The sequence below is a fragment of the Promicromonospora sp. AC04 genome, assembly GCF_003058225.1.
Classification (GTDB): Bacteria; Actinomycetota; Actinomycetes; order Actinomycetales; family Cellulomonadaceae; genus Promicromonospora.
In genome coordinates this window covers 531,504-555,284 of record NZ_QBUG01000004.1, presented here as the reverse complement: position 1 = coordinate 555,284, position 23,781 = coordinate 531,504, and the positions used below count along the sequence as shown (strand labels likewise).

At 72.8% G+C, this 23,781-nt stretch carries 24 protein-coding genes, 1 rRNA gene and 1 riboswitch; of the genes, 15 read left to right on the top strand and 10 right to left on the bottom strand.

Features of this window, described 5'->3' with window-relative positions:
* The 5 genes from rrf to C8K30_RS14160 form a co-directional block, all read left to right on the top strand.
* Positions 1-87, top strand: a 5S ribosomal RNA gene (gene rrf, locus C8K30_RS14180); the annotation flags it as partial.
* A gap of 139 nt (positions 88-226) precedes the next feature.
* Positions 227-1,486: an AGE family epimerase/isomerase gene (locus tag C8K30_RS14175; protein ID WP_108493528.1), complete on the top strand. Its 1,260-nt coding sequence runs from the start codon at positions 227-229 to the stop codon at positions 1,484-1,486.
* A 106-nt stretch (positions 1,487-1,592) separates the two neighbouring features.
* A complete protein-coding gene (locus C8K30_RS14170) occupies positions 1,593-2,051 on the top strand; it encodes an Rrf2 family transcriptional regulator (protein ID WP_108493527.1) in 459 nt (152 codons plus the stop codon).
* Positions 2,052-2,219: 168 nt separating this feature from the next.
* Positions 2,220-3,146, top strand: coding sequence for a sulfite exporter TauE/SafE family protein (locus C8K30_RS14165; RefSeq protein WP_108493526.1), 927 nt, complete (start codon positions 2,220-2,222; stop codon positions 3,144-3,146).
* Positions 3,143-3,640: a molybdenum cofactor biosynthesis protein B gene (locus tag C8K30_RS14160; RefSeq protein ID WP_108493525.1), complete on the top strand. Its 498-nt coding sequence runs from the start codon at positions 3,143-3,145 to the stop codon at positions 3,638-3,640. The genes C8K30_RS14165 and C8K30_RS14160 overlap by 4 nt, the downstream gene beginning before the upstream one ends.
* A gap of 78 nt (positions 3,641-3,718) precedes the next feature.
* Here the strand turns inward: C8K30_RS14160 and C8K30_RS14155 are convergent, their stop codons facing one another.
* From C8K30_RS14155 to C8K30_RS14145, 3 genes are read right to left on the bottom strand one after another with little or no spacing between them, the layout of a single operon-like run.
* Entirely contained in the window at positions 3,719-3,958 is a 240-nt protein-coding gene (locus C8K30_RS14155) for a MoaD/ThiS family protein (protein ID WP_108493524.1), read from the bottom strand.
* Positions 3,955-4,425, bottom strand: a complete 471-nt coding sequence (gene moaC, locus C8K30_RS14150; protein ID WP_108493523.1) for a cyclic pyranopterin monophosphate synthase MoaC — start codon at positions 4,423-4,425, stop codon at positions 3,955-3,957. Before moaC ends, C8K30_RS14155 begins: the two co-directional genes overlap by 4 nt.
* A 12-nt stretch (positions 4,426-4,437) precedes the next feature.
* Positions 4,438-4,713 (bottom strand): DUF4235 domain-containing protein, encoded by a 276-nt coding sequence (locus tag C8K30_RS14145; RefSeq protein WP_108493572.1) that lies wholly within the window; start codon positions 4,711-4,713, stop codon positions 4,438-4,440.
* Positions 4,714-4,750: 37 nt separating this feature from the next.
* Positions 4,751-4,856, top strand: a riboswitch (TPP riboswitch).
* Here C8K30_RS14145 and C8K30_RS14140 point away from each other — a divergent pair.
* The 4 genes from C8K30_RS14140 (at position 4,852) to C8K30_RS14125 (ending at position 10,342) form a co-directional block, all read left to right on the top strand.
* The gene (locus C8K30_RS14140) at positions 4,852-5,934 is read left to right on the top strand and encodes a thiamine ABC transporter substrate binding subunit (protein WP_108493522.1); all 1,083 of its coding nucleotides are present in this window, start codon (positions 4,852-4,854) and stop codon (positions 5,932-5,934) included. It overlaps the preceding riboswitch by 5 nt.
* Positions 5,931-7,622, top strand: a complete 1,692-nt coding sequence (locus C8K30_RS14135; RefSeq protein ID WP_108493571.1) for an iron ABC transporter permease — start codon at positions 5,931-5,933, stop codon at positions 7,620-7,622. The genes C8K30_RS14140 and C8K30_RS14135 overlap by 4 nt, the downstream gene beginning before the upstream one ends.
* Complete coding sequence (locus C8K30_RS14130; protein ID WP_108493521.1) at positions 7,622-8,389, top strand: ABC transporter ATP-binding protein; 768 nt, start codon at positions 7,622-7,624, stop codon at positions 8,387-8,389. Before C8K30_RS14135 ends, C8K30_RS14130 begins: the two co-directional genes overlap by 1 nt.
* 120 nt (positions 8,390-8,509) lie before the next feature.
* Positions 8,510-10,342 (top strand): CocE/NonD family hydrolase, encoded by a 1,833-nt coding sequence (locus C8K30_RS14125; protein WP_199230476.1) that lies wholly within the window; start codon positions 8,510-8,512, stop codon positions 10,340-10,342.
* 105 nt (positions 10,343-10,447) lie between these two features.
* Here C8K30_RS14125 and C8K30_RS14120 read toward each other — a convergent pair whose 3' ends face one another.
* The gene (locus C8K30_RS14120) at positions 10,448-10,858 is read right to left on the bottom strand and encodes a helix-turn-helix domain-containing protein (RefSeq protein WP_233257175.1); all 411 of its coding nucleotides are present in this window, start codon (positions 10,856-10,858) and stop codon (positions 10,448-10,450) included.
* A gap of 124 nt (positions 10,859-10,982) precedes the next feature.
* Here C8K30_RS14120 and C8K30_RS14115 point away from each other — a divergent pair, with 124 nt between their 5' ends.
* Together C8K30_RS14115 and C8K30_RS14110 are read left to right on the top strand one after the other, a co-directional pair.
* A complete protein-coding gene (locus C8K30_RS14115; protein ID WP_108493569.1) occupies positions 10,983-11,336 on the top strand; it encodes a DoxX family protein in 354 nt (117 codons plus the stop codon).
* A gap of 25 nt (positions 11,337-11,361) precedes the next feature.
* The gene (locus tag C8K30_RS14110) at positions 11,362-12,471 is read left to right on the top strand and encodes a M20 family metallopeptidase (RefSeq protein WP_108493519.1); all 1,110 of its coding nucleotides are present in this window, start codon (positions 11,362-11,364) and stop codon (positions 12,469-12,471) included.
* Between the two features lie 75 nt (positions 12,472-12,546).
* Here C8K30_RS14110 and C8K30_RS14105 read toward each other — a convergent pair whose 3' ends face one another.
* A complete protein-coding gene (locus C8K30_RS14105; RefSeq protein ID WP_233257174.1) occupies positions 12,547-13,731 on the bottom strand; it encodes a PrsW family intramembrane metalloprotease in 1,185 nt (394 codons plus the stop codon).
* Positions 13,732-13,820: 89 nt separating this feature from the next.
* On the opposite strand from C8K30_RS14105, the gene C8K30_RS14100 reads away from it, so the two are divergent.
* On the top strand, positions 13,821-14,585 hold the full coding sequence (locus C8K30_RS14100) for a copper homeostasis protein CutC (protein WP_108493517.1): 765 nt from the start codon (positions 13,821-13,823) through the stop codon (positions 14,583-14,585).
* Positions 14,582-16,297: a glucose-6-phosphate isomerase gene (gene pgi / locus C8K30_RS14095; protein WP_108493516.1), complete on the top strand. Its 1,716-nt coding sequence runs from the start codon at positions 14,582-14,584 to the stop codon at positions 16,295-16,297. Before C8K30_RS14100 ends, pgi begins: the two co-directional genes overlap by 4 nt.
* A 118-nt stretch (positions 16,298-16,415) precedes the next feature.
* Here pgi and C8K30_RS14090 read toward each other — a convergent pair whose 3' ends face one another.
* The 4 genes from C8K30_RS14090 to C8K30_RS14075 all read right to left on the bottom strand — a co-directional run bounded on the left by C8K30_RS14090 (position 16,416) and on the right by C8K30_RS14075 (position 20,360).
* The gene (locus C8K30_RS14090) at positions 16,416-16,844 is read right to left on the bottom strand and encodes a hypothetical protein (protein WP_108493515.1); all 429 of its coding nucleotides are present in this window, start codon (positions 16,842-16,844) and stop codon (positions 16,416-16,418) included.
* A 122-nt stretch (positions 16,845-16,966) separates the two neighbouring features.
* A complete protein-coding gene (locus C8K30_RS14085; protein WP_108493514.1) occupies positions 16,967-17,632 on the bottom strand; it encodes a response regulator transcription factor in 666 nt (221 codons plus the stop codon).
* Positions 17,629-19,110: a cell wall metabolism sensor histidine kinase WalK gene (locus C8K30_RS14080; RefSeq protein ID WP_108493513.1), complete on the bottom strand. Its 1,482-nt coding sequence runs from the start codon at positions 19,108-19,110 to the stop codon at positions 17,629-17,631. The genes C8K30_RS14085 and C8K30_RS14080 overlap by 4 nt, the downstream gene beginning before the upstream one ends.
* Positions 19,107-20,360, bottom strand: a complete 1,254-nt coding sequence (locus C8K30_RS14075) for a phosphotransferase (RefSeq protein WP_108493512.1) — start codon at positions 20,358-20,360, stop codon at positions 19,107-19,109. Before C8K30_RS14075 ends, C8K30_RS14080 begins: the two co-directional genes overlap by 4 nt.
* Before the next feature lie 102 nt (positions 20,361-20,462).
* On the opposite strand from C8K30_RS14075, the gene C8K30_RS14070 reads away from it, so the two are divergent.
* Both C8K30_RS14070 and C8K30_RS14065 read left to right on the top strand, forming a co-directional pair.
* The gene (locus C8K30_RS14070; RefSeq protein WP_108493511.1) at positions 20,463-21,041 is read left to right on the top strand and encodes a hypothetical protein; all 579 of its coding nucleotides are present in this window, start codon (positions 20,463-20,465) and stop codon (positions 21,039-21,041) included.
* A gap of 56 nt (positions 21,042-21,097) precedes the next feature.
* Positions 21,098-22,591: a M81 family metallopeptidase gene (locus tag C8K30_RS14065; protein ID WP_108493510.1), complete on the top strand. Its 1,494-nt coding sequence runs from the start codon at positions 21,098-21,100 to the stop codon at positions 22,589-22,591.
* Positions 22,592-22,636: 45 nt separating this feature from the next.
* Here C8K30_RS14065 and C8K30_RS14060 read toward each other — a convergent pair whose 3' ends face one another.
* Entirely contained in the window at positions 22,637-23,761 is a 1,125-nt protein-coding gene (locus C8K30_RS14060; RefSeq protein ID WP_108493509.1) for a GNAT family N-acetyltransferase, read from the bottom strand.
* Between the last annotated feature and the right edge of the window lie 20 nt (positions 23,762-23,781).

The window sequence follows — 23,781 nt, the reverse complement described above, 5'->3', positions numbered from 1 at the left end:
GGTCCCATTCCGAACCCGGAAGCTCAGCCCTACAGCGCCGATGGTACTGCCCTGGAGACGGGGTGGGAGAGTAGGACGCCGCCGGACAACCATTCCCAGAAGGGGGTGGGAGGTTCTCGTCTTGACCAGTGATGGTCGAGGAAGAGAACCTCCCACCCCCTTACTGCTTTTAAGGCCACAACCACAAACTTGCGGGCCACACAGCGGCCACGGCTATCGTGGCGGTGTGAACGCAGATACCACCCGCACCGCCGCGGGCTCCACCAGCAACCCGCCCGCAAGCACCTCCGAAGCCGCGTGGCGCCGCGACCAGTTCGTCTCGTTGCTGCGCTTCGCCGAGGCTTCGATTCGTGAGGACGGCGCTGCCTGCTGGCTCGACGACGAGGGACGCCCGGACGACTCGCACCCCGTGGAAACGTGGATCACGGCGCGGATGGCGCACACCTTCGCAATCGGCCATCTGCTTGGCGTAAGTGGGGCCGGAGAGTTTGCCGCGCGGGCGATCGCAGGGCTGCGCGACGTGCTGGCTGACGTCGAGTTCGGCGGGTGGCTCGCCGCGCGGGGTGAGGGTGACGAGCTCGTCGGTACCAAGGAGGCCTACGCGCACGCGTTCGTCGTGCTCGCCGGCTCGAGCGGCAAGGTCGCCGGGATCGCCGGCGCATCCGAGTTGCTGACCGATGCGCTCGCTGTGCTCGACGCGCGGTTCTGGGAGCCGGAGCGTGAGCTGCACCTGGATGAGCGGTCGCGCGACTGGTCCTCGACGTCGGACTACCGCGGCGTGAACGCGAACATGCACTCCGTCGAGGCGCTGCTCGCGGCCCACGCCGCGACCGGGGACGACCTGTGGCTGGAGCGGGCCGCGGCGATCGGCGACCAGGTGGTGAGCTGGGCCCGGTCGAACGACTGGCGGATTCCCGAGCACTTCGACGCGGCATGGAACCCGCTCCTCGAGTACAACGCCGATCGGCCGCGTGACCAGTTCAAGCCGTATGGCGCGACGCCGGGACACGGGCTCGAGTGGGCCCGCCTGCTGCTGCAGATCGACGCAGAGGCGGGCACGCCCGGCCGCCGGACCGAGGCCGCGGCCGCGCTCTTCGACCGGGCGGTCGCGGACGGCTGGGATGCCGAGGGCGGGGGCGGCTTCGCGTACACCACGGACTGGGCCGGCACACCGGTCGAACCACGCCGTTTCCACTGGGTGGCCGCTGAGGGGGTCGCCACCGCGAACGTGCTGGGTCGGGTCACTGGCGACGCGCGCTACGCCGAGCTCGAACGTGAGTGGTGGGCTTGGATCCGGGAGCACCTCGTCGACGCCGAGCACGGGTCGTGGCACCACGAGCTCGACACGGAGAACCGTCCGTCGGGCCTCACCTGGGTCGGCAAGCCTGACGTCTACCACGCGGCCCAGGCGGTGATCCTGCCGGAGCTGCCGCTCACGGGCTCGTTCGCGGCCTCGGCCCAGCGGGTCGGCCAGATCCTGACCTGACAGCGGACCGCCGCCAGCACCGCGGACAGGAGGCCCGGCGAGCCAGTTCCTCCGGGCCTGCGGACCCCTGGCGCACCACGAGCGGCGTCCGGGAGAGAATGGACCCATGAGGATCTCCGCACGAGCCGACTACGCCGTCCGGGCAGCTGCCGAGCTGGCGGCCGCCGACCACGACGGACCTGTCCGCGCCGAAGCCCTGGCCCGGGCGCAGGACATCCCGCACCGCTTCCTCGAGGGGATCCTGAGCGACCTGCGCCGCGACGGGCTCGTCACGAGCCACCGCGGCGCGGGCGGCGGGTACCGCCTGGCGCGGGCGGCAGAGACGATAACGATCGCCGACGTCGTGCGGGCCGTGGACGGGCCGCTGGTCTTCGTCCGCGGCAACCGGCCGTCCGACCTGGAGTTCCAGGGCCCGGCCGCACCCCTGCTGCACGTGTGGGTCGCGCTGCGGGCCAACGTGCGCGCGGTGCTGGAGGCGGTCTCCCTCGCCGACCTGGTGGCGGGCACGCTGCCGGACGAGGTGCGCGCGCTCACGCAGGGCGAGTCGGCCTGGTCGAACAACTGATCCTGATCGAATCCTGAGGAATTCGAGGGCTTTCACCCTCCTTTCTGGTGCGCACTTATCCGATGTCTGAGATGCTTGTTGTTTCCGACCGGGTTGGATGGTTACTCTACTCGGGCCGCTCTTGGTGGCCTGTGCCGTAACCCCCCAAAGACCTGGAAGGTCACGACCATGAGAACCCTGATCCTGCTGGCGCTCGTCGGCCTCGGTGCGCAGTTGGTGGACGGCAGTCTGGGCATGGCCTATGGCGTCACCTCCACCACGCTGCTGCTGGCGATCGGCACCAACCCCGCCGCGGCGTCGGCCACCGTGCACCTCGCCGAGATCGGCACGACGCTCGCGTCCGGTGCCTCGCACTGGCGCTTCGGCAACGTCGACTGGAAGGTCGTAGCCCGCATCGGCATCCCCGGTGCGATCGGCGCGTTCGCCGGCGCCACGTTCCTGTCGTCGCTCTCGACCGAGATCGCCAAGCCGGTGATGTCGGTGATCCTGCTGGGGCTCGGCCTCTACGTGCTGCTCCGCTTCACGCTGCAGGGCCTGCCGGTGCGCTCGGACAAGCCGCTGCGCCGCCGCTTCCTCACCCCGCTCGGCCTGGTTGCCGGCTTCATGGACGCCACCGGTGGTGGCGGCTGGGGTCCCGTGGGCACGCCCGCGATCCTGGCGAGCGGCCGCCTGGAGCCGCGCAAGGTGATCGGCTCGATCGACACCAGCGAGTTCTTCGTGGCGGTCGCGGCCAGCGTCGGCTTCTTCGTCGGCCTCAGCGGCGAGGGCATCGACTTCACCTGGGTGCTGGCCCTGCTCATCGGTGGCCTCATCGCCGCGCCCATCGCCGCCTGGCTGGTGCGGCTCGTGCCGCCGCGGATCCTGGGCTCGCTCGTGGGTGGCGTCATCGTCCTCACCAACTCGCGCACCCTGCTCGACAGTGACTGGATCGCCGCCACCGACCCCGTGAAGACGGTCGTCTATTCGGTGATCTGGGTTGCCTGGGCCGCCGCCGTCGCGTGGTCCGTGCGGGCATACCGCCAGGCCAAGGCCGCCGACGCCGAGCTCGAGGCAGCGAAGCCCCAGGAGCCGGAGGCCGATAGCGTGTCGGCATGACGTCCGACCGGGTAGTGGTGATCACCGTCTCCGACCGTTGTGCACGCGGCGAGGCCGAGGACCGGTCCGGCCCGGCTGCGGTGCGGCTGCTGCAGCAGGCCGGCCTCACCGATGTGGCCACCCACCTGGTGCCCGACGGCGTCGAGCCGGTCCGTGACGTGCTGCGGACCGCGCTCGGCGGCGGCGCACGGCTGGTCCTCACCACCGGGGGCACGGGCATCACGCCGCGCGACCTCACGCCCGAGGGCACCCGCGCGGTGCTCGAGTACGAGGTGCCGGGCATCGCGGAGGCCGTCCGGCAGCGAGGCATCGCCGCAGGGGTGCCTTCCGCCGCGCTCTCTCGGGGGCTGGCCGGCGTCGCCCGTGCGGCGGACGGGACCCGCGCCCTCGTGGTGAACCTGCCCGGGTCGTCGGGTGGCGTGCGGGACGGGGTCGAGGTGGTCCTCGCCCTCTGGCAGCACGTGCGGTCCCAGCTCGACGGCGGCGACCACTGACGTTCTTGGTTGCGGGCGCGACCCTTGTGACATCCTGCCCGGTTTGGGCGCAACGATCGCGCCCACAACCAAGAACGATCAGCCGCCTGCGAAGGGGGGGAGGACGTCTACTGTTGTTTGGTCCGGGATCGGTGCCTCGTCCGATGTCGCGCGGGCGCCCGCGACCAGTAGCGCGCACTTGGGCAGCACGGTGCCCAGGCCGGGATGGGCCGCGGTGAGGGTGCTGCGGAGGGCGGCGACCGACGTCGGGCCGTCCAGCTGTTCAGTGGTGAGCCCTGCGGCCTCCCGGGCGCCGGCGAAGTAGCGGACCGTGATCATTCCGAGCGCACCCAGTCGCCCGACTTTCCGCCGGTCTTGCGCTCCAGGCGCACGTCCGCGAGCGAGACGGACTTGTCCAGGCCCTTGACCATGTCGACCACGGCGAGGCCCGCGACGGCCACTGCGGTGAGGGCCTCCATCTCGACTCCCGTGCGGTCCGCGGTGCGGACGGTCGCGGTGAGGACGACGCCGTCGTCGGTCACCTCAAGGTCCACCGCCGCGCCGTGCACGCCGATCACATGGGCCAGCGGCAGCAGGTCCGGCGTCTTCTTGGCCGCGGCGATGCCCGCGATCCGCGCCACCGCCAGCACGTCCCCCTTGGGCACGGCGCCGTCGCGCAGCGCCCGCACGACGGCGGGGGTGCAGCGGACGAGGCCAGAGGCCGTCGCGGAGCGGATGGTCGGCTGCTTGGCGGTGACGTCGACCATGCGGGCCTGGCCGCGGTCATCGAGGTGCGTGAAGCTCACGGCACCAGGGTGTCATGCCCGACGCGCGGCGAACCGCATCGCGGCCTTGTGCGCGCCCTTCGCGGCCATGCGCTTGGCCAGCACGGCGGTCCCCGCGGCGACCGCGGCGAACACGGTCGCCTGCACCAGGTCCAGCTCCGGGTCGTCCGGCCTGTTGGGCGCGTCGTTGCCGGTAACGCCCTTCCAGATCATGCTGACCGCCTGCTGCGCGACCCAGCCGGCCGCCAGCGTCAGGGCGAGAGTGCCGACCTTCTCGGCGAGTGTCTGTTCCGTCTCATTCTGGGCCACCTTCACACCGTAGTACCCGCCGGGCGGCTAGGCTCTCTGGAAACGACAGGGGAGCGCCCTGATGGCGCTGAGAGTGCGGAAAGCCGCAGACCCTTGAACCTGATCCGGGTAGCACCGGCGGAGGAAGTCGGAGGCACGATGTTGCGTCTTTCCGGTGCCCACAGGGGCACTATCCATGCGGGAGCGGTCGCGGGAGCACTCGCAGCGGCCCTGTTGTTCGCCGGCTGCACCGGCGGTTCCGGGGGCGGCGGCGCCGAGGCCGGCGACCCGACGGCGTCGGGCAAGGTGACACTGGTGACCCATGACTCCTGGGCGCTCGACGAGAAGCTGGTCGACCGGTTCGAGGAGGAGTCCGGCCTGACCGTCGAGGTCAGCGCCGCGGGCGACGCCGGGACCTTGGTGAACCAGCTGGTGCTGACCAAGGACGCCCCGCTCGGGGACGCCGTGTTCGGCATCGACAACACGTTCGCCTCCCGCGCGCTGGAGGCGGGTGTGCTCGAGGAGTACACGCCCGCCGACCTACCGGAGGGGGCCGAGCAGCTCGGCGGGGCGCTCACCCCCGTCGACCAGGGCGACGTCTGCGTGAACGCGGACCAGGCCTGGTTCGAGGAGTCCGGCCTCGAGGTGCCGACCACGCTGGAGGACCTGGCCGACCCGCAGTACCGGGACCTGCTCGTGGTGACCAACCCGGCGACGTCGTCCCCGGGGCTCGCGTTCCTGCTGGCGACGATCGGGGCGTTCGGCGAGGACGGGTTCGAGGACTACTGGGCGTCCCTCGTGGACAACGGCGTCAAGGTCGCCGACTCCTGGGAGGACGCGTACTACGTGGACTTCTCGGGTGCGGGCGAGGGTGGCGAGCGGCCGCTCGCGCTGTCGTACGCGACGTCTCCGGCGTTCACGGTGAGCGAGGACGGCTCGGAGTCCACCACCAGCGCCCTGCTGGAGACCTGCTTCCGGCAGGTCGAGTACGCGGGCGTGCTCGCCGGGTCCGACAACCCCGAGGGCGCACGGGCGCTCGTGGACTTCCTGCTCACCCAGGACGTCCAGGCCGCGCTGCCGGAGTCCATGTACATGTACCCGGCGGACTCCTCGGTGCAGCTTCCGGAGGACTGGCAGAAGTTCGCGCCCCAGGCCGAGGCCCCGTTCGAGGTGGACCCGGCCGACGTGAGCGAGCATCGCGACGAGTGGATCGAGCGGTGGACCGCGACAGTGGTCGGCTGAGGGCCGGTCTGAGGCGTGGGCTGAGGCCCGCACCCCTCCTTTGGGGCGCGGCGGTCGCCGTCCCCCTCGGCTTCCTCGCCGTGTTCTTCGCGTGGCCGGTGGCCGCGCTCGTGGTCCGCGGCTTCGTGTCCGACGGCGCGCTCGACCTCACCGGGTTCGTCGAGGTGCTCTCCCGCCCGCGCACGTGGCGGCTCGTGGGGCTCACCCTCACCCAGGCGGTGCTCGGCACGGCGTTCTCCGTGCTGCTCGGCCTGCCGCTCGCCTACCTCCTGTACCGGCGGTCGTTCCCCGGGCGCGGGCTGGTGCGCGGGCTCGTGACCGTCCCGTTCGTGCTGCCCGCCGTGGTGGTCGGCGTCGCGTTCCGTGCCCTGTTCGCGCCCGGCGGCACACTCGGGTTCCTCGGGCTCGAGGAGTCGCTGGCCGGGATCGTCGTCGCGCTGGTCTTCTTCAACGTGTCGGTGGTGGTGCGGACCGTCGGCGGGCTGTGGGAGCGGCTCGACCCGCGGGCCGAGGAGGCCGCCGCGTCGCTGGGCGCCGGACCTGCGCGGGTGTTCCGGACCGTGACGCTGCCGTCCCTGGCGCCCGCTGTCGCGTCGGCGGCCTCTGTCGTGTTCCTGTTCTGCGCCACCGCGTTCGGGGTGGTGCTGGTGCTCGGCGGCGTGCGGTACGGGACCATCGAGACCGAGATCTGGACCCGCACCACCCAGTTCCTCGACCTGCGGTCGGCGTCGGTGCTGTCGATCCTGCAGCTAGTCGTCATCTCGGGGGCCCTGGCCGTGTCCGCGCGGGCCCGGCGGCGACGCGAGGCCGCGCTGCACCTCGTGTCGTCGCGGTGTTCGGCCCGGGTGCTGTCCTGGCGGTCGCCCCGGGACATGACGGCGGCGTTGCTCGGCACGGCGATCGTCGTCGGGCTCATCGTGCTGCCGCTGGCCGGGCTGATCGCCCGGTCGTTCCGGGAGCCGGACGGATCCTGGGGCCCGGGGAACTACGTGGCGCTCGGCACGACCGGCGAGCGGAACGCGCTCGTGGTGACCGTGTGGGAGGCCACGGCGACCTCGCTGCGGATCGCGCTGGCCGCCACCGTGATCGCGCTGGTCGTGGGCGGGCTCGTCGCGCTCGTGGTGTCCCGCCGCCCGCGGTCCGCTGGAGCCCGCCGGGCGATCGGTGCCCTCGACGGGCTGTTCATGCTCCCCCTCGGCGTGTCGGCCGTGACCGTCGGCTTCGGGTTCCTCATCACCATGGACCAGCCGGTGCTCGGTGTGGACCTGCGCACCTCCGGGCTGCTCGTGCCCGTGGCCCAGGCAGTGGTCGCCGTACCGCTGGTCGTGCGCACCGTGCTGCCCGTGCTCCGGGCGATCGACCCCCGGCTGCGGGAGGTCGCCGCGGTCCTCGGCTCCGGGCCGGGGCGCGTGCTGCGCACCGTGGACCTGCCGATCGCCCTGCGGTCGGTCGGGCTGGCCACCGGGTTCGCGTTCGCGGTGTCGCTCGGCGAGTTCGGCGCGACGTCGTTCCTCGCGCGGCCCGACGGCGCCACGCTGCCCGTCGTGATCTACCGCCTCATCGGGCGGCCCGGGGCGGAGAACTACGGGATGGCGCTCGCGGCGTCGGTGGTGCTCGCCGCGCTGACCGCGACGGTGATGATGGTGGCGGAGCGGCTGCGCGACGAGCGCGCGGGAGGAGAGTTCTGATGGCGGGGCTGGAGGTCCGGGACGTGTCGGTCCGGTACGGGGTCGCGACCGGCTCGGCCCGCGTTGGCCCGGCCCGGCGGAAGGACGCTGCCGGTGTGACGGCGGTGGAGGGGTTCTCGCTGGACGTCGCGCCCGGCGAGGTCGTGGCCCTGCTCGGCCCGAGCGGGTGCGGCAAGTCGTCGCTCCTGCGCGCCGTGGCCGGGCTGGAGCCCCTGGCGGGGGGCCAGGTGCTGTACGACGGCGCGGACCTCGCCGGGCTGCCGGTGCACAAGCGCCGGTTCGGGCTGATGTTCCAGGACGGCCAGCTGTTCCCGCACCGGGACGTGCGGCGGAACGTGGCCTACGGGCTGGAGACCCTGCCGCTCACCCGCGAGGAACGGGACGCCCGCGTGACCGCGCTGCTCGACCTCGTCGGGCTCGCCGGGTACGAGCAGCGGGCGGTGCCGACGCTGTCCGGCGGGGAGCAGCAGCGGGTCGCCCTGGCGCGGGCCCTGGCCCCGCGACCCCGCCTGCTGCTGCTGGACGAGCCGCTGTCCGCGCTCGACCGGCAGCTCCGGGAACGGCTCGCGGGCGAGGTGCGGGCCGTCCTGGTCGAGACGGGGACGACGGCGGTGTTCGTGACGCACGACCACGCCGAGGCCTCAGCGGTGGCCGACCGGGTAGGTGTGATGGACCGGGGGCGGCTGCTGCAGGTGGCGGCGCCGGACGAGCTGCGGACCGCTCCGGCGTCGGACCGCGTGGCGGAGTTCCTGGGCCTGCGCGGCTAGGCGGCGTGTTACGCCCGGGTCAACTCTTCGGTGATTCCGGGCATTGCGGGTGAATAGTCTCTAACCTTTCGGGTGAACCGGGCATACCGGGACGGGTTTTCACCCTGGGAGGGCGCTTCGATGAGACTCCGGACGAGACTTCGCAGCACCGCGCCGATGGTCGCCGCCGCGACCACACTGGTGCTGGCCGCCGCCGGCGCGCCGACGGCGGCCGCCGGCCCCGCAGCGGACGCCGTCGGCTCGGCGGACGCCGGCGGCGGCACGACAGCCGCTGCCGACGACCCGGTCACCCACGAGGAGAACGAGCGCGTGCCCGAGGGTGCGGCGTGGACCGAGGCGCACTTCCCGTCGTCGGGCGGCGTGGAGCTGCACGCCGACATCCTGCGACCCGCCCACCTCGCCCCCGACGCGCGGACGCCCGTGATCCTGTCGATCGGGCCGTACTTCGCCCACGCCGGGCAGACCGGGCCGGAGGGCTGGGACGTCGTGGGTCCGTCCGCGAGGTTCCAGGACTTCATCAACGGCGCCGACCTGATGGCCAACGAGTACACGTTCGTCATGGTCGACATCCGCGGCTTCGGCGGCAGCACCGGCTGCCTCGACTGGGTCGGCCCGGGCGAGCAGGACGACATCGGCGCGGCGATCGAGTGGTCCGCCGGCCAGGCCTGGTCCACCGGCGACGTCGGCATGTACGGCAAGTCGTACGACGCCGTCACCGGGCTGGCCGGCAACAACCTGGACCTTGAGCCGCTCAAGGCCGTGGTGGCCCAGGAGCCGCTGTGGAACATGTACAACTACCTGTGGAGCAACGAGGTGGCGCGGCCCAACGTGACCGGCACACCCAACGCGTACAACGGCATCGCGACGATGGAGCCCATGGCGGACGACGACGCGCACTACGCCGCGAACGCCCGCTACGAGGACGCGCACCCGGAGTGCCTGTCCGACAACCTCTCGGACGCTCAGGAGCCCGACCTCGCCTCCGAGTACTGGGACGCCCGCAACCTCGCCGACGACGCCGCCGGCACGGACACCCCGCTGTTCGTGACGCAGGGCTTCATCGAGCCCAACACCAAGCCCGAGGACATGCAGGTCTACCTCGACAACCACACGGGCGTCGAGCGCGGCTGGCTCGGCCCGTGGGACCACGTGCGGGGCGCCGACACCGTCGCGGACGGGCGCCTCGCGATGGGGCGCGCCGGCTTCTACGACGAGATGCTGCGGTTCTACGACGAGTACCTCAAGGGCGTCGAGCCGGGCGTCGAGGACCCGGCGTACGCGATCCAGGACAGCACCGGCGCCTGGCGCGCGCAGAACACGTGGCCAGAGGCCGGCGGCTCGACGGTGGCCGCGCTCGACAACGGCGCCTACGTGGACGACGGCGGATCGTCGTCGGCGCTCGCGGCCGCCGGGCCGACCACGGCGCAGGTGGACGGCTGGGACATGGAGCACGCGCCGGCGCTCCCCGGACGGAGCCGGTCGTTCAAGGCCGGCGCCGCCTCGTCGTACCTGACCTGGTCGACGCCGGTGGCCTCGGACGTGCGGATCACGGGGACGCCGTCGGTCACGCTCAGCGCGAGCGCGACCGGGGACTTGATGGTGCGGCTGTGGGACGTCGCGCCGGACGGTACGGCGACCATGTTCGACGAGAACGTGGCGCTCGTCGAGCGGGCAGGGCAGCTGGCGTTCGACCTGAAGTCGACGGACTGGACCCTGGCGGAGGGGCACCAGCTCGGCGTGCAGGTCGGGACCATCGACTCGGGCGGCTGGCTGGCCGAGCCGTCCGGGAACAGCGTGTCCGTGACCGGCGCGCGGCTGTCGCTCGACCTGCAGGACCCGGCGGGCGACGTCGCCACGCAGGGTGAGCCGGCGCCGTACCTGGCGCGTTACGTCGCGGCGAACACGACCACGCTCACCGGCGTAGGCGAGGGATCCTTCGACCTGACCCCCTGACCCCCTGACCCCCTGACCCCCTGACCACCCTGTTGGTCGTGGGCGTGATCGTTGCGACTACCTGCCCGTCATGGGCGCAACGATCACGCCCACAACAAGCAAGGTCTACTCGGGTGCTTCGAGGGCGCCGCGGTGCTTGCTGCCCCACTGGGCCAGGGGGCCCAACGCCTCGATGAGGTCGGCGCCGGCCGGTGTCGGCGTGTACAGGATCTGCACGGGCATGGTCGGGACCACTTCGCGCGCCATCAGCCCCTGCTGCTCGAGCTCGCGCAGGCGCTGGGTAAGGATCCGGTCGGAGATGCCTCGGACGGCGCGGCGGTACTCGACGAAGCGCCGGGCTCCCGCGACGGCGGCGAAGAGGATGGCGCCCGACCAGCGCCGCCCGGCGCGCTCGACGACGCGCTGGAAGAGATCGCACTCGTCTGCGTCGGCCGGACCGGTCACGGGAGCGGGCTGCGCGGTGCCCGGGAGGATGCTCCGGGCCGGAGCGGCGGGGACAGCCCTCGGTGAAGTCACTTACCAAGAGTAAGTTGCTTCCCCGCGCCTTGGCAAGGCTCGTGCAATGCCGGACGATTCACGAGGCGCTCGAACGGGCGCCCGCTCTCCCCGGGTGCGCCCGGTCATCGTCCTCGGAGGACCCGTGTTCATTGCATCTGTCATCGTCTCCGCCTTGCTCGCCCTGGCGACCGCGTTCAGCGGCTTCGGCAAGCTGACGGGCAACCCGCAGGTGGTCGAGCCGCTCACCACCAAGCTCGGCGTTCCCGCGCGGCTCATCCCCGTGCTCGGTTCCCTGCTGGTCGCGGGTGCCGTCGGCACGGTCGCCGGGATCTGGTGGGCGCCGATCGGTATCGCCGCCACGGCCTGCTTCGTGCTCTACTTCCTCGGCGCGATCATCACGCACGCCCGCGCGAAGGACTGGCCGGGCCTGGGACCGGTCGTCGGGCTGATGCTGTTCTCGGCGGCGGCCCTGGTGCTCCGCCTGCTCTCGCTCTGACCCGGGCGGCGGATACCGTGCCCCCATGGCTTTCCACGAGACCCCCGCCCGCCCCGACACCAACGCGCTGATCGAGGACCTGCGGACACTGGTCGAGTGCGAGTCACCGTCGGAGGACCCGGCCGCGCTGGCCCGGTCCGCCGACCTGGTGGCCCGGCTCGGCGCCGCGCACCTGGGCGCCGAGCCCGAGCGGCTCGGTATCCACCTGCGGTGGCGGCTCGGCGGTCCCACCCGCGTGCTGGTGCTGGCGCACCACGACACGGTGTGGCCGCTCGGCTCGCTGGAGACGCACCCGTTCGGGATCTCGGAGGGTGTGCTGCGCGGCCCCGGCAGCTTCGACATGAAGACCGGCCTGGCCATGGCGCTGCACGTGCTGGCGTCCCTCGACGACCGGACCGGGGTCACGCTCCTGGTCACGGGCGACGAGGAGCTCGGCTCGCCGTCGTCCCAGGCGCTGATCGAGGACGAGGCGCGCGGGGCGGCGGCCGCGCTCGTGCTGGAGGCGTCCGCCGACGGCGGCGCGCTCAAGCTGGAGCGCAAGGGCACCTCCATCTACCGCATGCTGATCAAGGGCCGGGCCGCGCACGCGGGCCTGGAGCCCGAGAAGGGCGTGAACGCGCTGGTCGAGCTGGCGCACCAGGTGCTCGCGGTCGCTGCCCTCGGCGACCAGGCGCTAGGGACCACAGTGGTGCCGACGGTCGCCGCCTCCGGCACGACGCGCAACACGGTCCCGGCCGAGGCGTCGTTCGCGGTGGACGTCCGCGCGCGGACCGTCGCCGAGCAGCAGCGGGTCGACGCCGCCCTGCGGGCGCTGGCCCCCGTGCTGCCCGACGCCGCGCTCGAGATCGAGGGCGGGATCAACCGGCCGCCGCTGGAGCGTGCGCTGTCCGCCGACCTCTTCGCTCGGGCCGCCCGGATCGCCGAGGCGGCCGGGCTGCCCGCGCTCACCGGCGTGGCCGTGGGCGGGGCGTCCGACGGCAACTTCACCGCCGGCGTCGGCACACCCACGCTGGACGGCCTCGGTGCCGTGGGCGGGGGCGCGCACGCCGACGACGAGCACGTGCTCGTCGACCGGATCGCCGACCGCACGGCGCTGCTGCGCGCACTGATCACGGACCTGGTCGCGACCCGCTGACCAGACCGTTGAGTGCTGGGTATCCGTTGGGTCTCGGCGTGCCGAGCCACCAGAGACCCAGCACGCAACGGGGGGTCAGGGGTAGCCCGGCTGGCCGAAGCCCGTGGCCCCCCAGGGGGAGGCCGGCGGGCGGGGCTGCCTCGCGAGGAACGTGGCCCGCGCCTGCTGCATGAGCCACACCAGGTACTGCCGCTGCTGCTCCAGGCCGTGCGGGTCGAGGTCCCGCTGGGCGCCGGCCCGCTGGTGTAGCAGCGCGAGCTCCGTGGCGGCCTGCTGGTAGTCGGTCATGGCCCGTTCGGCCACCCGGCCGCCCGCGGACCTGGCCCACCTCCGCGCCGCCCGGCGGCCGGGCAGGCTGGACAGCATGCGCAGGTCGTCCTGGGTGACGATGCCCACCGGCCCGTACAGCGGCAGATAGTGCTCGATGAGCTGGACGATCCGACGCCGGTCGCGGGCCAGGATCACGATCAGCCCGATCAGCACCACGAACCCCACGAGGTAAGCGAACGCGAGGCCGCCGATGCCGAACTTCGTGGAGCCGTTCCACAGGCTGTGGAGGAAGATCGCGCCGAGCAGCCCGTACAGGGGCGCCGTGCGGCGCAGCCTGCCGGGTCCGGCCAGGGCCGCCACCGCCACACCGATGCCCGTCATCGCCGTGCACAGCGGGTGCAGCAGCGGCGAGACGATGGCCCGCAGCACGAACACGTACCCGAGCTGGTCCACCTCGAGCGCGTCGATGAAGTACTGGACGTTCTCCGTCGCGGCGAAGCCGAGGCCCACCATCGCGGCGTAGATGACGCCGTCGGTGGGGCCGTTCAGCTCCTGCCGCCGCCACCACAGCATGCCGAAGAGGACGGCGCCCTTGAGCAGCTCCTCGACCACTGGCGCGCCGAACGTCGCGACGAGGTACCAGCCCTCCTCCTCGCCCGTGAGATCGGTCTCGGTGAGCAGCGACAGCCCGAGCGTGTTGAGGATGCTCGCGAACAGCGCAGCCACCCCCGCGCCCCACAGGAACGCGAAGATCAGGGCGTTCGGCGGCTCCGGCTCCAGCCGGTCGAGCGCGAGCACCAGCGGCAGCCAGACAGCGACGGGCAGCACCGCGAGCAGCAGCCCGACGATGAACGAGCCGCCCCCGGTCACGGCGTCGAAAGCCAGGATGAGGAGCAGGCAGACGGACGCGAAGACGATCCCGAGGATCACTCCGACCGGGGCACGCCCTGGGGCGCGACCCTGGAGGATCGCACTGGGATCGATAGCCATGCCATGGGACCCTACAGACTCGGCAGCGACCGCGACGGGTGACGCGGCGGGGGACGGGACGGGCCCCACGCACGGCTACGCTGGCGCACGTGCCCCAACCTGTAATTCTCGAGCTCGCTGTCCAGGACCCGGCCGGGGCGGTGATCGCGTCCGACGTCGGCGCCCGGCGGGTCGAGCTCTGCTCCGCGCTCGGCGCCACCGGCGGCATCACGCCGAGCGCCGCGCTCATCGAGGCGACGCTCGACGCCGCCGCGGTGATCCCGTCGTCCGACGGCGCGTCGATCCTCGAGGTGCATGTCCTGGTGCGGCCCCGGCCCGGCGGGTTCGTGTACTCGCCCGCCGAGATCGACCTGATGGTCCGGGAGGTCACCCGGTCGGTCGACGCAGGGGTCGACGGCGTGGTGGTGGGCGCGCTGACGTCGTCCGGCACGGTGGACGAGGCACGGATGCGCGACCTGGTCGACGCCGCCATCGGCGCCGAGGTCACGTTCCACCGGGCGCTCGACGTGATCGCCGACCCGATAGCCGCCCTCGACACGCTGGCCGAGCTGGGCGTCGCGCGCGTGCTCACCTCCGGCGGCGCGGCCCGCGCGGCCGACGGGCTGGAGCGGCTGGCCGCCCTGGTCGAGCGCAGCGCCGAGCTGGGCATCGAGATCATGGCGGGCGGCGGCGTCACGCCGTCGGACATCCCGGCCCTGGTGAGCGTGGGTGTGGACGCCGTGCACCTCTCGGCGAAGCGCACGGTGGTCGACGCCGGGGGCCCCGGTGGCGGAGGCGACTCCGGCTACGAGGTGACCGATCAGACACTGGCAGCGGCTGCGGCGGAGGCGCTCCGCACTACGGTTGTCTCATGACCTCCGAGCCGGCCCGTCTGCCTGTCGACGCCACCACCACCAACGCCTGGGGCTCGCTCACCGAGCTCTCCAAGAACCTCCAGCCCGACCTGCGCGGCTGGTTCGCCGCGGACCCGGCTCGCGCCGCACGCCTGAGCCACCAGGCCGCCGACCTGCACGTCGACCTGTCGAAGAACCTGATCACCGACGAGGTGCTCACGTCGCTGCTCGCCCTGGCCGAGGAGGTCGGGCTCGCGGAGCGCCGCGACGCGATGTTCGCGGGCGAGCACATCAATGTCACCGAGGACCGCGCCGTGCTGCACACCGCGCTGCGCCGCCCGTCGGAGGAGCCGCTGACCGTCGACGGCCAGGACATCACCGCGGACGTGGCCGACGAGCTCGCGAAGGTCTACGCGTTCGCCGAGAAGGTGCGCTCCGGGGAGTGGACCGGCGTCACCGGCGAGGCCGTGCGCACGATCGTGAACATCGGCATCGGCGGCTCCGACCTCGGCCCCGTCATGGCGTACGAGGCCCTGGAGCCCTACGTCCAGGACGGCCTGGAGGTGCGGTTCGTCTCGAACATCGACCCCACCGACGTCGCGCAGAAGACCGCCGACCTGGACCCGACGACGACGCTGTTCATCGTCGCCTCCAAGACCTTCGGCACGCTGGAGACCCTCACCAACGCGCGGCTCGCGCGCGACTGGCTGTGGCGCTCGCTGGTCGCCGCCGGCGCCATCGAGGACTCCGAGGACGGGCGCGCCGACGCCGTCGCGAAGCACTTCGTCGCGGTGTCCACCGCCCTGGACAAGGTCGAGGCGTTCGGCATCGACCCCGCCAACGCGTTCGGGTTCTGGGACTGGGTGGGCGGCCGCTACTCCGTGGACTCGGCCATCGGCACCTCGCTCGCCGTGGCGATCGGGCCCGACGCGTTCGCCGACTTCCTCGGCGGCTTCCACGCGATCGACGAGCACTTCCGCACCACGCCGTTCGAGCGCAACGTGCCCGCGCTGATGGGCCTGCTGAACGTCTGGTACGTGAACTTCCGCGACGCGCACACGCACGCCGTGCTGCCGTACGCGCAGCAGCTCCACCGGTTCCCGGCGTACCTGCAGCAGCTCACCATGGAGTCCAACGGCAAGTCCGTGCGCTGGGACGGCACGCCCGTCACCTCCGAGACCGGCGAGGTGTTCTGGGGCGAGCCGGGCACGAACGGCCAGCACGCGTTCTACCAGCTCATCCACCAGGGCACGCGGCTCATCCCGGCCGACTTCATCGCCGTGGCCAACCCCGCCTACCCGCTGGCTGACGCCGTGGGCGACGGCGGCGCCGTCGCCGCCGGGGCCGACGTGCACGGCCTGTTCCTCGCGAACTTCTTCGCGCAGACCAAGGCGCTCGCGTTCGGCAAGACGGCGGACGAGGTGCGGGCCGAGGGCGTAGCGGAGGACCTGGTCTCGGCGAAGGTGTTCAGCGGCAACCGGCCCACGACGTCGATCCTGGCGCCCGCGCTGACCCCGTCGGTGCTGGGGCAGCTCGTCGCGCTCTACGAGCACATCACGTTCGTGCAGGGCGTCGTGTGGGGCATCGACTCGTTCGACCAGTGGGGTGTCGAGCTCGGCAAGAAGCTCGCGCTGGAGATCGCCCCGGCGGTCGCGGGCGACGAGGCGGCCCTGGCGGCGCAGGACCCGTCGACGGCGGCGCTGATCACGAAGTACCGCGAGCTGCGCGCCTGACGACGGCGAGCACGCGGCCGACCGAGAACGAGGTCGGCCGCGTGCGGCGCGCCTGAGGAAGGCGCACGAGGAGCAGATTGCCTGACGCTCCCGATCGCGTGGGTGGCCCCCGCTCGGGTCAGTCGTCGCCCTGGTCGTCGTCCGCGTCGTTCGGGGTGTTGTCGTCCTGGTCGACGTAGTTCGCGTCGTTCGGCGAGTCCGCCGACTGCGCGGAGCCCGCGGTGTCCGTCGCCGACTCGTTCGGCGAGTCCGCCGACTCGGGCGACGGGTCGAAGTTCGCGTCGCCCGGCGAGTCCGCCGACTGCGCGGAGCCCGCGGTGTCGCGGGCCGACTCGTTCGGCGAGTCCGCCGACTCCGGAGAGCTGTCAGTGGTCGCGGCCGTCGTACCGCCGTCGGACGGTGTGGCACCGGACAGGGCGACGGCGGCGGAGGACTCGGCACGCGGGGCGGGGTCGTTCAGCGCCACGGCGGTGCTCGCGCCGGCGACGCCGATCACGGCGGCCGCGCCGACGATGGCCCAGCGCTTCTTCATGGTCGAGGGGTTCATTTCAGTGACCTCCCGGTCTCGTGGCACCCCCGTCGGGTGCCTGCTGGTACGAGTCTGTGCCGCCAGGATGAGGCGACGAGGAGACCCGGATGAGACGGCTCTCATGATATCGGCGGGGTGCGTCAGCCCCGGAACCGGTAGCCCGCCCCGCGCACCGTCTCGATTCGGTCCGCCCCGAGCTTCTTGCGCAGGTACCGCACGTACACGTCCACCACGTTGGACCCGGGGTCGAAGTCGTACCCCCACACGCGCGACAGCAGCTGCTCCCGCGACATGACCTGGCCCGGGTGCTGAAGGAACACCTCGGCGAGCGCGAACTCCCGCGCCGACAGCTCCACCTCCCGCCCCGCCACGGTCGCGGTGCGGGTGCGCAGGTCGAGCCCGACGTCGCCGTGCTCCAACCGGTCCGCCGACGCGGCCTCCCCCGTGGCACGGCGCAGCCGCAGCCGGATCCGGGCGAGCAGCTCGTCGAACCCGAACGGCTTGGACATGTAGTCGTCGGCCCCGCCCTCCAGGCCCGCCACCCTGTCGGACAGCGAGTCCCGCGCGGTGAGGATCACTACCGGCAGCGTGGAGCCGACGTCGCGCAGCCGCTGCAGCACCGTGAACCCGTCCAGGACGGGCAGCCCGATGTCCAGCACCATGAGGTCGTAGCCGCCCGACATGGCGTGGGCGAGCGCCGAGGCGCCGTCGGACACCACCGTGGGCTGGAACCCGTGCGCCTTGAGGCCCTTGCGCACGAACTGCGCGATGCGCTCCTCGTCCTCCGCGATCAGGATCTGGTTCAACCTGCCTCCTCCGTCGCCGCGCCCTTGGCCCCTGGCTGCGTGCCCTGCGGCCCGACGCCGTCGGCGGGCCAGGTCATCACGAAACGTGCCCCGCCGCCGTCGGACCGTTCCACGGTCACTTCCCCGCCGTGCCCCTGCGCGATCGCCCGCACGATGGCCAGGCCCAGGCCCGACCCCGGTGCTCCGCCCGTCACGCTCCCCCGCGCGAACCGGTCGAAGATGCGGTCCGTCTCCTCCGGCGGCACACCCGGCCCGGTGTCCCGCACCCAGAGCCGGACCTGGCGGCCGGCCGGGCCGCCGGACACCTGCGTGCCGATGCCCACCTCGTCCTCGGGGCCGGTGAACTTCACCGCGTTGTCCGCGAGCTGCAGCACGGCCTGGGTGAGCCGGTGCGCGTCGGCGGCCACCTCGGCGTCGGCCCGTGCGTCGACCACCCAGCGGCGCGCGCCCAGCGCGCGGGCCTTGTCGTGCACGTCGTCGGTGAACCGGCCCAGGTCCACGGGCGCGAGGGTCACGAAGTCGGACCGCTCCGCCTTGGCGAGCAGGACGAGCTCCTCGACGATCTGCCCCATCCGGGACGTCTCGTCGAGCAGGAGGTCCCGGGTCTCGCGCACGTCCGCCGGGTCGTCGGGGTCGAGGACCTCCAGGTGGCCGCGCAGCACCGTCAGCGGCGTGCGGAGCTCGTGCCCGGCGTCGTCCAGGAACTGCCGCTGCGTCTCGATGGCCGTCGACAGGCGGTCGAGCATGGTGTTGAAGGCGCCGGCGAGCTCGCCGAGGTCGTCGTCGGTGCGGACGACGACCCGCTCGGACAGGTCGGTCTCGGTGACCCGGGTGGCGGTGGTGCTGAGCTGCCGCAGCGGCCGCAGCAGGCGGCTCACCACGAGCCACGCGAACAGCCCCAGCAGCACGAGCGCCACGGAGCAGACGATCGCGTAGGTGCGCATCACCGCGGTCTCCGCCGCCAGCGACCGGTCCAGCGCGGACGCCATCACATACGCCCCCACCTCCTGCCGGTCCGGCACGGTCACGGGCACGACGACGAACCACACCCGGCCCATCTCGGTCTCGATCTCGCGCTGGACCGTTGTGCTCGACTGCGGCGTGAGGCCCTCGACGACGTCCCGGACCACCGCGTTCTCCGCGACGATCCGTCCCGCGGTGGGCGGGTTGGACTGCTGGTGCTCCCCGTCCAGGTAGCTCACGAAGATCTCGTTGGTGCCCGGGACGTTCCGCTCCATGGCGACGCTCATGAGCCGCCCGGCGCCGTGGAACGTCTCGCCCGTCTCCGGGTCCACGCCGTCTGCCGCCAGCCGCACCAGCTCGCCGATCTCCTGGTCGAAGTCCTCGGAGATGTCGTCCATGATCTGCTGGGACTGGATGGCGTGGGTGAGCAGCCCCGCGGCGAGCAGCCCGATGGCGGTCACCGCCACGACCACCGCGACCACCTTCGCCCGGACCGAGGGCCGGCGCAGGCTCATCCGCCGCTCACGCCGGTCGCCGCGAACCGGGTCCCGTCGAGCCAGCCGGCGACGACGTCCAGCCGGCGCGACGTCGCCTTCTGCCAGTCGTGCTCCTGCACGCGGTGCGGGCCCGTGGCCAGCGACAACAGCACCCCGGCGACGCGGGCCGCCAGGTCGCTCAGGTCCGCGCCCCGGCTGCCCGGGGCGGACACGAACCCCGCCACGTAGTCCGCCGCGAGCCGGCGCATCCGGGACGCGCGCGCGGTCTGCGCGGGGTCCGACCCGCCCACGAGGGACAGCACGTCCAGGTGCGCGACCAGGCACGCGAGGTCGTCGGCGCGATGGCCCGGGCCGGCGGAGTCGACGTCGAGCAGCCCGGTGATCCGGCCGTCGGTGAGCATGATCTGCGCCTCGTACAGGTCACCGTGCGTCGGGTCCGCCCCGGCACCGCGCTCCGCGAGCCGCGCAACGACAGCGCCGGCCAGGTCTGCCGCCCGGCCCGCCTCCGCGGGCAGCGCCGCCCCGATCACGCCCGCGTAGTGCTCGGCCGACTCGCTCCAGGCGGGACGCCGCGGCAGGTCGCGCACCTCCGCGGGCAGCCGGTCGAGCAGGTCCAGCACCTCCTGCGGGGACGGGATCCGGCCTCCGTCGCGGACGGCGGCGCGCATCTCGGTGCCGCGCAGCGGGGACAGCACGAGGAGGCCGTCGTCGGACCAGCCGAGGGGGCGCGGGACCGGCAGCCCGGCCCGCGACAGCAGCGAGTGCCGCTCGTGCAGGTCCGCGACCTTGCGCGGGCGCAGCACCTTGAGGAACACCCGGGCCGACGCCGCCCGCGCCTCGATCACCGCCCGCCGGGTCGGCCGGTAGGCGCGGACCTTGAGCTCGGGGTGCGCGCGCTCGTCCGGCCCCACGCCCAGACCCGCCAGGAGCTCCTCGACGGCGGCCGGGTTGAACGCGCGCGGCAGCGCGGGCAGCGCCGGGTCCCCGGGAAACCGCCACACGGCGACCGTCGCGTCGCCGTCGGACAGCGTGACCACACCCGGCTTACGCCCGTCGCGGGCCCGGCCCACGCTCGCGCCGAGCGTCTCGGAGCGCTCCACGCCGTCCCAGCGCACCGTCGCGCGGTACGCGACAGTGGTGGTCGAGCCCGGCCGATGGTCCACCTGGCGCACCCGCCAGTCCACGAGCTCACCGCCGGCCGTCGCCACCGCGGCGTCGAGAAGGCCCGCGGCGGCATCACCGGTCAGGAGGTCGAGGTGCGTGTTCACCCAGCAATCCTCGCAGCCGGTACCCGCCGAAGCCCCTTAACCGGGATTAGAAAGCTCTCACCTGTCGCACGGATGTCAGTGGCCCTCCCTAGGATCCCGCCCATGACACCCAAGAGCTTCTACGACGTGAGGTTTGCTGTCGCACCCGGCGCGGCTCGCAAGGATGCGCATCACATCCGCGGCAGCCTCGACCAGGCCATGGCCGCCCTGGATCTCGAGTTCGAAGACCCCGGCAACACCTGGCTCCTGTTCCAGTCCGGCGCGGATCTGGCCCTGGACGTGTACCAGAGGGGGCGACGGGTGAGCTCGATCGACCTCCACCCGTTCGTCACGGTCCGAGCTGCCGGCTATCCGGACATAGCCTTCCGCGGCCCGGGCGGCTCGACGGCCTACGCCGTTGGCACTGATGATCCGGACAGGGTGAAGACGGTGCTTGCCGAGCTCGGCGACAGGATGTTCGCCGGCGACCTCGACGGCACCGTCGACGTAACCGTGGACTGGGACAGCGCTGGTGTGCCGCCGCTCGTCGGCGAGAGGGCCGAAGAAGGCGACTACGTGCTGCTTGGCGACGGCCCGCTCGACGATCTCGACGAGCTTGATGACCTCGACGAGGACGAGCTGGAGGACGAGCTGATCGACCGGGGCTACGTCGAATACGGAGACCATGACTTCGATGCGTGAGCCGTGCTGGTGAACCGTGGCGCAGAGCCGTAACTCATCGCGCCTACACTGCGCGCGTGACCCGTACCCACCATCGACCGCGGATCGCGATCTGCGGCATGGCCATCGAGTCCAGTACGTTCTCCCCGCACCGCTCGGGCTGGGAGGCGTTCACTCTTCTGCGCGGCAATGAGCTCGTCCGGCGGTACCCGTTCCTCCGGGACGGCGCGGCCCTGCGCCGGGAGGCCGAGTGGGTCGGGATCCTGCGGGCCGGGGCGCTCCCGGGCGGAGCGGTCCCCGCGGACGTCTACGAGACGGTGCGCACCGAGATCGGCCTGGCGCTGGAGGCGCAGGGTCCGTTCGACGGGGTGCTGCTCGAGATCCACGGCGCCATGGCTGTGCTCGGGTACACCGACGCGGAGGCGGACCTCGCGCGGGCGGTGCGCGCCGCCGTCGGGCCGGACTGCCTGGTCTCCGCGTCGATGGACCTGCACGGCAACGTGTCGCGGGAGCTCGCCACGACCGTCGACCTCATCGCCTGCCACCGCATGGCCCCGCACGAGGACGACGACGAGGCACGCGAGCGCGCGGCCACCGACCTGCTGCGCCGCATCGACGGGGCGGGGCGGCCGCGCAAGGCATGGGTGCAGGTCCCGGTGCTGCTGCCGGGGGAGAAGGCGAGCACCCGGCTGGAGCCCGCCAAGGGCATCTACGAGGACGTGGCGCGGGTCGGGGCGCTGGACGGCGTGCTGGACGCCTCCGTCTGGGTCGGGTACGCGTGGGCGGACGAGCCGCGCTGCCGGGCCACCGTCGTTGTCATGGGCGACTCCGATGCGGTGATCGTGCGGGAGGCGGAACGCCTGGCCCGCCGGTACTGGGACGCGCGCGACGAGTTCGCGTTCGTCGCGCCGGCCGGCACCTACGAGGAGTGCTTGGCGGCGGTGCTCGCGAGCGACGCCCGGCCGTTCGTGCTGTCCGACTCCGGCGACAACCCCATGGCCGGCGGCGCCGGCGACGTCACCTGGACCCTCGCGCGGCTCCTGGTGGAGCCCGCCTTCGCGGCTCCGCCCGCCGACGGCGGCCGCACCGCGATCTACGCCTCCCTGCCCGACGCCGAGGCCGCCCGCGCGGTGGCCGACGCCGGGGTGGGCGCCCTCGTCGAGGTGGAGGCCGGCGCGCGGGTCGACGACGGCCCGCACGGGCCGGTCACGCTGCGGGGCGTGGTCGAGCACGTCCGCGCGGACGACCCGGTAGCGGGGGCCGTGTGCGTGGTGGCGGTCGGCGGGCTGAAGGTGGTCCTGACCGAACGCCGCAGGCCGTACCACCTGGAGTCGGACTTCACGGCGATCGGCCTGGACCCGCGCGGCACCGACGTCGTGGTGGTGAAGATCGGCAACCTCGAGACCGAGCTGTACGACATGGCCGAGGACTGGATGCTCATGCTCACCCCGGGCGGCGTGGACCAGGACCTGCTCCGGCTGCGGCACACGAACCTGGGCGGCCCGGTGCACCCGTTCGACGCCGACGAGGCGTTCGGCACCGGCCCGGACCTGACGCCGGAGCTGCTCTGACAGGGGCTCCCGGCCCGGTCCTGTGACCAGGGCCGGGAGGTCAGCTCAGAGCGGGCCCTGGAACTCCGCTGAGCCGCCCGCCGGGACGAACCCCAGCGCGATGTTGATCGCGAGCATGTGCGGGTTCTCCTCGTTGTTCCAGGTGTAGATGCGCCGGGTGTCGGGGCGCAGCCGCGCGTGCTCGCGCAGGTTCACGGCCTTGACGAGCATGCCCAGCCGGTGCCCGCGGTGCGCCTTGGTCACCACCGTGGCCTGCTGGTCGGTGTGGTCGGGCCTGAGGTCGTTCCACATCAGCATCGTCATCGCGACGAGCTCGCCGGTGGCCACGTGCTCGGCCGCCGTCACCACGTACTGGTCGCCCTTGGCGGCGATCGCCGCCTCCTCGCCGCGGATCCGGTCCACGTCCCACACGTCGGACTCGATGTCGAGGCCGCCGCGCGGTTCGTCGTCGACCAGGGCCTGCTCGAGGGCGGCGTACTGCTCGATCCACTCCTCCGGCGTCGGCGCGGTCCAGGTGTGCACGCGGTACGCGTCGCCCGCGGCCGCGCGCGCCTCGGCCTCGAAACGAGACACCGCCTCCGGCAGGACCGGTAGGTCGATCCGGGACCGGCGCTCCACGAGCTGCAGGGTCAGGCCCAGCTTCTGGGCCAGGCGGACGCCCGGCAGGTCGGCGGAGACCTCGCCGATGCCCGACGCCGGCGCCAGCGTCTCGCGGCCGGCCCCCTCCGGCCCGAAGTCGACGGGCGCGAGGACCGACGTCCGGCCCTCCGCACGCGCGGTGCTGCGCGCCCACTCGGTCAGGGCGGTGCCGATGCCCTGCCGCCGGTACTCCGGGTGCACCACTACGGCGCCGATCGCCAGCTCCTGGTTCGACCGGACGAAGAGGTTCAGGAGAGCGCTGCCCACCACCCGCGGCCCGTCGGGTGCGTCCACCACTGCGACCTGGCGCAGCCTGCGCCGGTAGTCCTGGTTGTTCATCGACACCAGGATCCCGAGTGGCGTCGGCGCGCTGTCCGCGTTCCCGAGGTCGGCGGTCTCCGCCGCCTCGTGCAGCTCCGCGATACCCCGGTACGCCCAGGCGTCGGGGTCGTCGATCGAGGACGGGTGCGGCGGGTCCAACAGCCGCCACGCCGACGTCGTCGGGGCGGGTACTGCCGAGGTTGAGGTCATGGAGCCAAGCGTGCTCCCGG